Source organism: Bacillota bacterium, assembly GCA_040754675.1.
In the GTDB taxonomy this organism is placed as follows: Bacteria; Bacillota; Limnochordia; order Limnochordales; family Geochordaceae; genus Geochorda.
Genome location: JBFMCJ010000086.1, coordinates 1 through 10954 on the forward strand (window position 1 = coordinate 1; position 10954 = coordinate 10954).

14 protein-coding genes are annotated in these 10954 nt (G+C 68.3%); all 14 read right to left on the reverse strand.

All coding sequences use genetic code 11. The features are described from left to right. The coding region (locus AB1609_07085) for a translation initiation factor IF-2 N-terminal domain-containing protein (GenBank protein MEW6046230.1) at nt 1-297 on the reverse strand (297 nt) is incomplete at its 3' end. Beyond that, a complete protein-coding gene (locus tag AB1609_07090) occupies nt 182-637 on the reverse strand; it encodes a ribosomal L7Ae/L30e/S12e/Gadd45 family protein (protein ID MEW6046231.1) in 456 nt (151 codons plus the stop codon). The genes AB1609_07090 and AB1609_07085, both read right to left, overlap by 116 nt. Nucleotides 638-641: 4 nt before the next feature. Beyond that, nucleotides 642-911 (reverse strand): YlxR family protein, encoded by a 270-nt coding sequence (locus AB1609_07095; GenBank protein MEW6046232.1) that lies wholly within the window; start codon nt 909-911, stop codon nt 642-644. Between the two features lie 42 nt (nt 912-953). Further along, entirely contained in the window at nt 954-2900 is a 1947-nt protein-coding gene (gene nusA, locus AB1609_07100) for a transcription termination factor NusA (GenBank protein ID MEW6046233.1), read from the reverse strand. Further along, nucleotides 2897-3463 (reverse strand): ribosome maturation factor RimP, encoded by a 567-nt coding sequence (rimP, locus tag AB1609_07105; protein ID MEW6046234.1) that lies wholly within the window; start codon nt 3461-3463, stop codon nt 2897-2899. Before rimP ends, nusA begins: the two co-directional genes overlap by 4 nt. Nucleotides 3464-3511: 48 nt before the next feature. Further along, entirely contained in the window at nt 3512-5245 is a 1734-nt protein-coding gene (locus AB1609_07110) for a proline--tRNA ligase (protein MEW6046235.1), read from the reverse strand. A 36-nt stretch (nt 5246-5281) separates the two neighbouring features. Next, complete coding sequence (locus AB1609_07115) at nt 5282-6307, reverse strand: M50 family metallopeptidase (GenBank protein ID MEW6046236.1); 1026 nt, start codon at nt 6305-6307, stop codon at nt 5282-5284. Nucleotides 6308-6339: 32 nt separating this feature from the next. Further along, a complete protein-coding gene (locus tag AB1609_07120; protein MEW6046237.1) occupies nt 6340-7158 on the reverse strand; it encodes a phosphatidate cytidylyltransferase in 819 nt (272 codons plus the stop codon). Between the two features lie 6 nt (nt 7159-7164). Further along, a complete protein-coding gene (locus AB1609_07125; GenBank protein ID MEW6046238.1) occupies nt 7165-8019 on the reverse strand; it encodes an isoprenyl transferase in 855 nt (284 codons plus the stop codon). After that, entirely contained in the window at nt 8016-8288 is a 273-nt protein-coding gene (locus AB1609_07130; protein ID MEW6046239.1) for a hypothetical protein, read from the reverse strand. The genes AB1609_07125 and AB1609_07130 overlap by 4 nt, the downstream gene beginning before the upstream one ends. Nucleotides 8289-8292: 4 nt before the next feature. Beyond that, entirely contained in the window at nt 8293-8814 is a 522-nt protein-coding gene (gene frr, locus AB1609_07135) for a ribosome recycling factor (protein MEW6046240.1), read from the reverse strand. Nucleotides 8815-8857: 43 nt separating this feature from the next. Then, nucleotides 8858-9595 (reverse strand): UMP kinase, encoded by a 738-nt coding sequence (gene pyrH / locus AB1609_07140; protein ID MEW6046241.1) that lies wholly within the window; start codon nt 9593-9595, stop codon nt 8858-8860. Between the two features lie 69 nt (nt 9596-9664). Next, entirely contained in the window at nt 9665-10621 is a 957-nt protein-coding gene (gene tsf / locus AB1609_07145; GenBank protein ID MEW6046242.1) for a translation elongation factor Ts, read from the reverse strand. Nucleotides 10622-10750: 129 nt separating this feature from the next. Then, nucleotides 10751-10954 (reverse strand): hypothetical protein (locus tag AB1609_07150; GenBank protein ID MEW6046243.1); only part of this gene is annotated, 204 nt, incomplete at its 5' end.

Sequence of the window (10954 nt, forward strand, 5' to 3'; positions counted from 1 at the left end):
GGGGCGGGCCGGTGCGGCAGCCGCCGGCTGCGCCCCGGCCTGGGCAGGAGCCGCCACAGGCGGGGCGGCTTGTGGCGGCTGTGGCTTTTCCCTCTGCACGCGCCCGACCAGCCGCGCACCTCCCGGCACCAGCGTGCTCCCCTTGCCGAAGTGCTGCCGTGCGACCTCCTCTTCCTCCAGCTCAACCATGCTCAGGGTCGACGATGCGGCGCTGCCCCGGCTCTGCAGGAAAGTCAGGAGAAGCCTGGCGTCGACGTTCAGCTCCTTCGCCAGTTGATAAACTCGAATCTTCTTCAATACCCATCACTCCTGAACGGCCGGCGACCGCGCGCATCGTGCACCCGCTCACCGCTGCCAGAAAATTGGAAGCCAGATCCCGGTCGCAAATCGCCACGACCGTCACAGCGCCCATTCCCAGGGCCTGCCCCAGTTCCTGTCTGGTGCCCCACGTGACTATACGGATCCCGGCCCGCCGGGCGGCCCCTTGCCAGTATCGCCGGGCACCCGGCGACCCGTCCTGCGCCGTCACGACCAGCACGGCCCGCCCGCCGTGGAGTGCCTGACGGCACGCCTGGCGCCCGATCGCGGCCCTCCCCGACCGGCGGGCAAGCCCGAGCCAGTCCGAGGGCCGGGCCATCTCGCTACGCCCGCCCCTCTCCCTCCACCTCGATCGCCGCCAGTTGCCGGGTGAGTTGTTCAAACAGCGCCTCGTCCACAGGCCGCTCCAGTGCCCGCTCGAGCTGGCGCCCCTTGCGGGCCGCCTCAAGGCAGGCCGTTCGGGGGCAGACGTATGCGCCGCGTCCCGAGCGCTTGCCCGTAGAGTCAACACTCACCGATCCATCCGGTGCCCGCACGACCCGTATCAGTTCGCGCTTGGGCCGGACCTGCCGGCAGCCGACGCAAGTCCGCATCGGAACCTTTCGCGGCTTCGCCTGCCTGGAGGGCACGAGCGCCTACCGCCCCTTCCGCTTCCCCTCGCGACGGGCGAAACCGAAGTCTTCCGGCGACAGATCGGCGAGGCTCTTCAGCACCTTCTTCGGCTTTCTGGAGTCGCCTTCGCTCGTGTCGGGGCCGCCCGTCGCGGCTGCGCTATCGCGAGCTTTGGGCTGCTGGTGCTGCCGGACCCGCGTCCCCGGTGCAGCCTCTTTCTTCTGAGGCTGCTCGCCCTTGCGCGCCACGCCAGGGGCGGGGCGCCCGGCAGCCTGCCCCGGCTGGGCCTGCGGCGGAGCCTTCGGGCGCACCTCTTCCCGGGCCTGTGGCTGCTCGGCCTGCTTTGCCGGCCTGGCCGGTTCGGCCTTCTGTGGCTGCTGAGCGGTTTCAAGCCGCTTCGCCACGGCGAACAGCGGCACCGACAGCGTCCCGCCGGGCGATGCAGGGGCGGGCCCCTCCCGTTGAGCCGCCTCTTCGGGCTCCCCGGCGGGCTTTTCCTCCTCGGCCTTCTCGCCCTCGAAGAGGCTGGGAAGGGCTTCGGCCTCCTCCAGCTCATCCTCGAGATGGCGCCGCTCGAAGCGCCATGCCCCCTTCAGCCGGCGAACCTTACCCACGCCCTTGCCCTTCTTGGCCCGCTCTTCCTCTTCCTCAGGAGGCGCCCAGGCCTTCTCGGGCATCTCCTCAACCGGCTCGACGCCGGCCATCTCCTCCTCAACGGGCGCTTCGAGCCGGGCGGGCGGCGCCGGCTCAGGTGTCGCCTCGGCCGGTACCTCCTGGACGGCTTCCCGCCGCTCCGCCCGAACCGCCTCCCTGGCCGGTTGCCCCTCTTTGGATTCAGGCGCCTCCTGCCTGGCAGGCTCGCTAGCCTCGACGGCCGGCACGCCGAGCTGCTTGTCCAGCCACTGCCGCCGCTTCTCTTCAAACTCCCGCTGAACCTCGGCCCACTGCGCCTCGCTCTTGATGTCGATGCGCCACCCGGTCAGCTTCGCGGCAAGGCGGGCGTTTTGTCCTTCCTTGCCGATGGCAAGCGAAAGCTCCTTCTCCGGCACGATAACCCTCGCCGAATGGTCGGTGGGGTCGAGGTAAACCTTCAGCACCCGGGCCGGCTGCAGCGCGTTGGCGATGAACACCTCCGAGTCGGGATCCCAGGCGATGACGTCCACCTTCTCCTGGCGGAGCTCTTTCACCACCTGCTGAACGCGTGCGCCCCGGGGTCCCACGCATGCCCCGACCGGATCCACGTTGCGATCCGTGGACCAGACGGCGATCTTGGACCGGTGCCCCGGCTCCCGGGCATGGGCCCGAATCTCCACGATGCCGTCGTGGATCTCGGGGACCTCCAGCTCGAACAGCCTCTTGAGCAGCCCGGGATGGCTGCGCGAGAGTACCAGCTGCGGCCCCTTGGCGGTCTTGCTCACCTCGAGCAGGTAGAACTTCATCCGCATACCGGGCCCGTAGCGTTCGGTTGCAACCTGCTCCGACGGCGGCAGCACCGCCTCGGCGCGGCCCAGGTCCACGTACACGTTGCGGTGTTCCATGCGCCGCACGATCCCCGTGAGGATGTCGCCTTCGCGGGTGTGGTACTCCTCGTAGATCCGGCTGCGCTCGGCCTCCCGGATGCGCTGCACCACGACCTGCTTGGCGGTCTGCGCGGCGATGCGCCCCAGGTCCGGCAGGGTCAGTTCGACCTCCACCACGTCGTCGACCTCAAAGCGCGGGTTGATGCGCTGCGCTTCCTCCAGGGAGATCTCGTTGGCGGGATCCTCGACCTTTTCCACCACCGCCTTACGGGCGAAAACCCGGACCCTCCCGCTCTTGTCGTCCACGTCGACGCGCAGGTTCTGGTGAGGCTGCGAGGACTTTCGAAAGGCAGACTCGATGGCATCCTCGATGGCCTTCAGGAGGACCTCCCGGGAGATGCCCCGCTCCTTTTCGAGTTCGTTGAGTGCGCCCATCAACTCAAGATTCATTGCTCAAATGCCCCCTGCCAGCGAACGCGCAGCCTGGCCCTGCTGATCCCCTCGTGAGGCAGTTCAACCGTCGAACCATCCTCCAGTTGAAGCCGCACCTGCCCGTGCTCCATGCCCAGGAGGGTGCCGGTCCAGTGCCGGCGCCCCTGAACGGGCCCAAACATGTGAATGTCCACGTCCCGCCCTGCAAACCGCCGGAAATCCTCCGGCTTGCGCAGCGGCCGCTCGATTCCCGGCGACGATACCTCGAGCCGGTACGGGCCGGGTATGGGGTCGAGCCGGTCGAGCGCTCCGGAGAGCGGCTCGCTCACCGCCCGGCAATCCTCCACGCTGACGCCCCCCGGCTTGTCGATGAACACCCGCACAACCCTGCCCTGCGGGCTCGTCTGGTACTCGACCTCCACCACTTCGATGCCGAGCGGCTGCGCCACCGCCTCCGCCTCGGCCATCACCATCTCTTCGACCGCCTTCGGGCGCATCTCCGGTTCGACCCCCAACAGAAACGAAAGAGTGGGGAAAACCCACTCTTTCGCCCGACGAAACGCCGTTCGTGTTGCCGACACCCATTATAGCACCGGCCGATGCTGCCACGCAACGGCCGCGGCCTGATCTTACCGGGGCTGAAGCGCTTCGATGTCCTCCTTCAGCCACCTCGCGACCCGAGATGCGGCTTCACCGGCCGGCACCGCCACATCCTGCCCGTCGGCCCGCCGGCGGATCTCCACCTCACCCGACCGGGCAAGGCGGGTGCCTACCGTCACGCGGTAGGGGAAGCCCATCAGGTCGGCGTCGTAGAACTTTACCCCGGGCCGCTCGTCCCGGTCGTCCAGCACCGCCTCCACGCCCAGCGACGCAAGCTCCGCGTAGATGCGCCCGGCCGCCTCCATCTGATCCGTCTCCCGGCTGTTTACGGGCACCACCATGGCATGGTACGGCGCCACGGTGGCGGGCCAGATGATGCCCAGGTCGTCATGATGCTGCTCAATGACGGCGGCCATGGTGCGGGTCACCCCGATACCGTAGCAGCCCATCACGACCGCCTTCTCCTTGCCGTCCTCGTCCAGGAACGTGGCCCCCAGGGCATCGCTGTACTTGGTGTGCAGCTTGAAGATCTGGCCCACCTCGATGCCGGCCGAGCGCTCGAGGGTTCCACGGCAGCGCGGGCAGGGGTCGCCTGCGTCCACCAGGCGGATGTCCGCCACTTTCGCCGGGGTGAAGTCGCGGCCCGGGACCACGTGGATCAGGTGGGCATCGCGCTCGTTGGCCCCGGCCACCGCCTCATCCAATGCCATGGCCCAGGGATCTGCCACGATCTCCACGCCCCGCAAGCCCACGGGGCCTACGAACCCGGCCGGCGCACCCGCCACCCTCTCGATGATCTCCTCGGACGCCGGCTCGGCGCGGGATGCCCCCAGCGCGCGGGCGAGCTTCACCTCGTTGAGGCGGTGGTCACCCCTGACGACGGCGGCAACGGGGCGCCCATCCACCTGGTAGATGAGGGTCTTGAGCACCCGCTCTGCCGGCTGGCCCACAAAGGCTGTCAGGTCCTCGATGGTTCGCACGTCAGGAGTGGAGATCTTCTCAGGAGGCGGTAGCTGCCCGTGTGGTGCCCGCTTCTGATCCGGCTCAGGTGCGGGCGCCCGCTCGACGTTGGCCGCATAATCGCACCGCGTGCAGTACACCACCTGGGCTTCACCGATGGGAGAGAGCACCATGAACTCGTGGGTCACGTCGCCCCCGATCGCGCCGGGGTCCGCCTCCACTGCCCTCGTCTTGAGGCCGCACCGCTGGAAGACCCGGGAGTATGCCTCGTACATCTTGCGGTAGCTGATCTCCAGCCCGGCCTCGTCACGGTCAAACGAGTAAAGGTCCTTCATGATGAACTCCCGGCCGCGGATCACCCCGAACCGGGGCCGCAGCTCGTCGCGGTACTTGTTTTGAATCTGGTACAGAAGCAACGGCAGCTGGCGGTAGGACCGCACCTCGGCCTTGACGAGAGCGGTGATGATCTCCTCGTGGGTCGGGCCCAGGCAAAACTCCCGGCCGTTCCGGTCCTCGAGCCGGAACATCTCCGGGCCGTACTCGTACCATCGCCCCGTGGCCGTCCAGAGCTCCGCCGGCTGGACGATGGGAAGCTGCAACTCCTGGCCCCCCGCCCGGTCCATCTCCTCCCGGACGATCTCCGAGATCTTGCGGATGACCCGGAAGGCCAGGGGCAGGTAGGTGTAGATCCCCGCCGAGACCTTGCGGATCAGGCCGGCCCGCAGCATCAACTGGTGGCTGGCGCTCTCCGCCTCGGCGGGCTGCTCCCGGAGCGTGGGCGCAAGCAGCGCTGACATGCGCATCCCGACTCTTTCTCTCCTCCCGTGTCGCGCCTTTCGTTACCCGAGCCGCCGCAGATCGAGATAGGTGGCCAGGAGCATCAAAGCCAGCAGCAGCATGAAGCCCAGAACCTGCGCGAGCGATTGGAACTGCGGCTCCAGCGGCCGCCGGCGGACCCACTCCAGAACCATGAACAAAAGCCACCCGCCGTCCAGCACCGGCAGTGGCAGCAAGTTGATGAGCCCCAGGTTGACGTTGAGCACCGCCGCCAGCCCGATGACGCTGAACGGCCCGCGGCTGGCGGCCTCCTCGACCATGGAGTAGATTCCGATCGGGCCGGCTACGTTGAGGGCCTCGCGGCCCAGGATCATGCGGCCGACGACCCGGATGATTTCGCCTGTAGAGTCTATCATTTCCACGAATCCGCCGTAAAGGGCCTCAAGCGGCCGCCGGGGCCCTCCCATCCGGATGCCGAGGTAGCCGCTGGGGCGGTCCGGGTCTGTGCGGATTTCAAAACGCAGGCTCTGGCCTTGCCGGCTCACCCACACCTCGACGACGTCACCCGGCTCCGTGCCCAGCACCGTTCGCAACACCCGGGTGGCCGTCGGTGTGTTCACGTCCTGGACCCGCACCAAGCGGTCTCCCGGCTGGACGCCTGCAGCCGCCGCCGGGCCCTGGGGATCGAGCTCCTGTACCACCGGCGGCACGAACAACACAGCGAACAGCACCCCGGCCAGCAGGAAGTTCATTGCGGGCCCCGCGCCGATGGTGGCCATCCGCTGCCACAGCGGCCGGTTCTGGAACCGGCGCGGGTCGTCACGGGGCAGGTGATCCTCGCCGGGATCGCTTCCCTCGCCCAGGTTCTCCATGCCTTCGAGGCGCACGAACCCCCCCAGCGGCAGGAGGCGGAACGAATAGGAAGTCAACCCCCGGCGGATGCGGGCCACGACGGGGCCGAAGCCGATGGAGAACTCTCGCACCATCACGCCCGACCAGCGTGCCACCATGAAATGACCGAGCTCATGGATCAGGACGATGGTGCCAAAGACCACCAGGAACGCTGCGATTCCGGTCAAGTTGAGCATCGCCGTTTACTCCCCGCCGGCCGGCCCGCCCCTCAGGGCTTGGACACCAGCAGTATAAACAGGTAAGCCGCCAGCCCCGTGGTCAGGACGCTGTCCATACGGTCCAGGATACCCCCGTGGCCGGGCAATAGCCACCCCGAATCCTTCACGTTGGCGTCGCGCTTCATCGCCGATTCGGCGAGGTCCCCCGCTTCCGCCGCCAGCGCCGTCACGAGCCCCAGGCCCAGGGCCCACCAGAGCGGCATGCCGAAGGCGGCCGAACCGACGACGGTCACTGTGGCAATCCCGCCCACGAGGCCCCCGATGGCGCCCTCCACGGTCTTGCGGGGGGAGACGCGCGGCAGCAGCCGGTGTCGCCCCAATCCCCGCCCCACGGCGAACGCCCCGATGTCGGTGGACCAGGTTCCGAGAAGCACGACCAGCGTGTGCGGCCAGCCGAACCCGGGATGGGTGCGCAAAAGCCACCAGAAGCCCATCAAGACCCCGACGTAGGAGAACGCGAACGCCGCAGCCGACGCCTCCAGCAGCACGCTTGCCCCCCGCAGCCATGCGCGCAAGGACGCGTAGGCCAGCGCCACGAACGGCAGCAAGAGCGCGAGGATGGCCGTCCACCGCGTGCCCGCCAGAGCCTGCATGGCCGGGCCCATGGCAAACCCCAAAAGCCCTCCGACCACCAGCACGTCTCGCTGTGGCTGGCCGGCGCCTTTGGCCACGAAGAGGTCGCCGATCTCCAGGGCGCCCCAGACCGCGATACCCGCCAGCACCAGCGCCCACCAGGCCCCGCCCGCGTAAAGCGCCCCCAGCATGACAGGGGCACCCAGCACGGCGGTCACCACGCGAAGCTGCAGCACCGGCTCCTAGACCTTTCCGAACCGGCGGTGCCGCCGCTGATAGTCCACGATGGCTTGCAGCAGGTGTACCCGGCGGAAGTCGGGCCAGAAGACCGGGGTCATCCAAAGCTCGGAGTACGCAAGCTGCCAGAGCAGGAAGTTGCTCACGCGGAACTCGCCGCCGGTACGGATCAGCAGGTCGGGATCCGGCAGGCCGGACGTGTACAGCCGCGCCGAGAACTCTTCTTCGGTGATCTCATCGGGCTTGAGCCTCCCCGCCGCTACCTCTTCGGCGATCCGGCGGGCTGCATCGACGATCTCGGCCCGGCCCCCGTAGTTGAGGGCGACGTTGAGGATCATGTGGCGGTTGAAGCGCGTCCGCTCCTCGCCCGCCCTTACCTGGCGCACGACGTCGGGCGGCATCCCCTCCAGGCGGCCGATGGCCCGCACCTGGATGCCGGCCTCGTGCAGTTCCTCGATTTCGTTGTGGAGAACCTCGACGAGCAGCTCCATGAGCGTGCGCACTTCGGCTTCGGGCCGCTGCCAGTTCTCAGTGGAGAAGGCGTAGACGGTGAGGACTTCCACCCCGAGCTTCGCGCACGTCTTCACGGCCTCCTTGAGGCTCTTGACGCCCGCGCGGTGCCCGGCCGTGCGCCGAAGGCCCCTGCGCAGTGCCCACCGGCCGTTACCGTCCATGATGATGGCGATGTGCCGGGGGATCCGGGCGGGGTCCAGCTCCATGAGGAGGCGCTGTTCTTCGCTGCGCATGTTGATCCACGGCCACGACGTCTCTGCCAGCTTCATCCAGACACGGTCCGCGAGCCGCGAAAAGACGCGCTGCGGCCGTACGCCAGACGAGCCGGAGGCGCGGGCATCGCTCATCCGTGCACTTCCCCGCCGTTTCCACCGGGGCCGCGCTCCCAGTACTCCCGGGCGCAAATCAGCTCGATCTCGCCGGGCGACGCACGCCGGGCAATGACGCGTACGGCCCCCTTTTCGCCCCGGGGCCGCGGCGGCGCGGTAAAGCGCAGTGTGAAACGGTGCCGCCCGAGCCGTTGCAGCGCGGTACTCAGCTCAAGCCCGACCACGTCCCCGGCGGGCGCGCGGCCTTCGGGGGGCTCGTCGCCCCCCGGCACCCTGGTTTGATCCAACCGGTTAAACCTCCATGATCTCCTTTTCTTTGGCCTCCAGGAGCTGGTCGATCTCCTGGATGTACCGGTCGGTGAGCTGCTGCACCTGCTGCTGCGCCCGGCGGGACTCGTCTTCGGGAATGGCCTTCTTCTTCTCCCACTTCTTGATCTCGTCGTTGACCTCGCGCCGGATGGTGCGGATCACCACCCGCTTCTCCTCCGCCTCCTTGCGCACCACCTTGACCAGCTCCCGGCGCCGCTCCTCGGTCAGCTGGGGGAGGACGAGCCGCACCACGGTGCCGTCGTTGGTGGGCGTCACACCCAGGTCTGACTTGAGGATGGCCTTCTCCACCTCTTTGAGCAGGAACCGGTCCCAGGGCTGCACAACCAGCAGGCGAGGCTCCGGTGTCGAGATCGAGGCCACCTGGTTGAGGGGTACGCTGGTGCCATGGTAATCCACGACCACCCGATCCAGAAGCGCCGGCGACGCCCTCCCCGTCCGGATCGCGGCCAGATCGCGACGAGCGGTCTGAACCGCGGCCTTCATCCGCTCGGTGGCTTGCGCAAGCAGTCCTTTGACGTCACCCTCTTTAAGAGCGGCCACCCGAGTCACCCCCGCCGACAGTGGTGCCCACTCGTTCGCCCATGGCTGCCCTGACGATGTTCTCCGGGTTACCGACATCAAAGACAATGATGGGGATCCGGTTCTCCATGCAAAGGGACGTGGCCGTGGGATCCATCACCGCCAGCCCCCGCTGCAGCACCTCGAAGTGGGTCAGCTGGTCGAGCCGACGGGCCTGTGGGTCCTTCTTCGGGTCGGCGGTGTACACGCCGTCGACCCCGCGCTTGCCCATCAGGATCACGTCCGCCTCGATCTCGGCCGCCCGCAGCGCCGCCGCCGTATCGGTGGAGAAGAACGGGTTGCCGGTGCCGGCGGCGAAGATGACGACCCGGCCTTTCTCCAGGTGCCGGATGGCACGCCGCCGGATGTACGGCTCAGCCACCTGGCGCATCTCGATGGCCGACTGGACCCGCGTCGCCACGCCCAGCCGCTCCAGTACCTCCTGCAGCGCCAGGGCGTTGATCGTGGTGGCCAGCATGCCCATGTAGTCCGCCGTGCTGCGATCCATCCCCCGGCTCGCCGCCACGGCACCCCGCCACATGTTGCCCCCGCCCACCACCACGGCCACCTGGATGCCCGCCTGGTTCAGCGTCCGGATGGCGGCGGCCAGCTCCTCCACCACGACGAGGTCTATGCCGAACTCGTGGTTTCCGGCCAGCGATTCCCCGCTGAGCTTCAACACGACACGCTGGTATGGGGTCCCCATGGCCATTCTCTGTTAGACCCACCCCGGACAGGAGTTCTGCCTGGTCCCGGCCTCTTCCTTGCCTCCGGCTTACGCTCCTTCCCCGTCCGTGGACAGCTGCTCGGCCCGCTCGAACCGGGCGAAGCGGCGCACCACAAGCTCGGCGCCCAGCGGCTGGAGCACCTGCTGGACCTGCTTGCGCACCGGGATGCTGGGGTCCCGCATGAACGGCTGCTCCAGCAGGCACACCTCTTGATAGAACTTCTCGAGCCGGCCTTCCACGATGCGGTCCACGACCCGCTCGGGCTTCCCTTCGTTGAGGGCCTGGGTGCGGTAAATCTCCCGTTCCCTCTCCTTCACCGCCTCGGGCACCTGCGTGCGCTCCACGTACTCGGCCCGGAACGCCGCCACCTGCATGGCGAGGTCCCGGATGAGCTGCCGCACCTGTTCCTTCATAGCGGCCTCGTTCGGGCTGACCTGCACCTCGAGGAGAACGCCGATGCGGCCGTCCCCGTGGACGTAGCTCGCCGCCACGCCCTTCACGCTGAACGTCGCATACCGGCGCAGCCGGATGTGTTCGCCCAGGCGCGCGGAGGCCTCGGCGATCAGCTCCCGGGCGGGGTTTCCGTCATTGCCGGCCGGCTTTGCCAGCAACTCCTCGACCTGCGGTACGGATGCTTCGGCCCGGGGATCCTGGTGGGCGACAGGGCCCTCGGCGGCCCGATCCTCCCCCACGCGGGCTGCGTGGCGCGCCATGGCCTGCGCCAGTTCCCGGAAGGTGTCGGTGCGGGCCACGAAGTCCGTCTCGCAGTTGAGTTCAACGAGAGCTGCCCTCTCGGATGCAGGGTCGACGTACGCCTCGATGAGGCCTTCCATCGCCTTGCGCGTGGCCCGCCTGGCAGCCTGGGCGAGGCCCTTTTCGCGCAGGATGCGGATGGCCTCCTCTTCATTGCCTGCCGCCTGCTCCAGCGCCCGCTTCACGTCCATCATGCCGGCCCCGGTGCGCTCGCGCAGGGCCCGAATCTGTTCCACCGTGATCTCAGCCACTGAAGACCACGCCTGCCTTCCCGTTCCGGCCGGTGCACACTGGCCTCATGATAGCGGTGCGGCAGCTTCTGGGGCTGCCGCACCGGATCTCTGGAAGCACTGCAAGGGCCACCGCCTCACCACCTGCTCCTAGTAGGCGGCGCCCCGCTCCATGTCCTCCGTCTGTTCGTCCGCGGAGATCTTGCCGTCGCCGGTGTCGGCCTCAACGTCCGCACCGTACGCCCTCGCCGGCTCCTGCCCGGCCTCGCCCGGACTCTCGAGAGCCCCGTTCTCCGCGGCGTTCTCGCCTGCCGCCGGGCCCTCCTGGCCTTCTCTTGCCTCGAGCACGGCGTC

Excerpts from the sequence above, each read along its gene's own strand:
- AB1609_07115 (MEW6046236.1), bottom strand. The coding sequence starts at position 6,307 with ATGCTCAACTTGACCGGAATCGCAGCGTTCCTGGTGGTCTTTGGCACC.
- AB1609_07095 (MEW6046232.1), bottom strand. The coding sequence starts at position 911 with ATGCGGACTTGCGTCGGCTGCCGGCAGGTCCGGCCCAAGCGCGAACTG.
- AB1609_07090 (MEW6046231.1), bottom strand. The coding sequence starts at position 637 with ATGGCCCGGCCCTCGGACTGGCTCGGGCTTGCCCGCCGGTCGGGGAGG.
- AB1609_07110 (MEW6046235.1), bottom strand. The coding sequence starts at position 5,245 with ATGCGCATGTCAGCGCTGCTTGCGCCCACGCTCCGGGAGCAGCCCGCC.
- AB1609_07125 (MEW6046238.1), bottom strand. The coding sequence starts at position 8,019 with ATGAGCGATGCCCGCGCCTCCGGCTCGTCTGGCGTACGGCCGCAGCGC.
- pyrH (MEW6046241.1), bottom strand. The coding sequence starts at position 9,595 with ATGGGGACCCCATACCAGCGTGTCGTGTTGAAGCTCAGCGGGGAATCG.
- nusA (MEW6046233.1), bottom strand. The coding sequence starts at position 2,900 with ATGAATCTTGAGTTGATGGGCGCACTCAACGAACTCGAAAAGGAGCGG.
- frr (MEW6046240.1), bottom strand. The coding sequence starts at position 8,814 with ATGAAGGCCGCGGTTCAGACCGCTCGTCGCGATCTGGCCGCGATCCGG.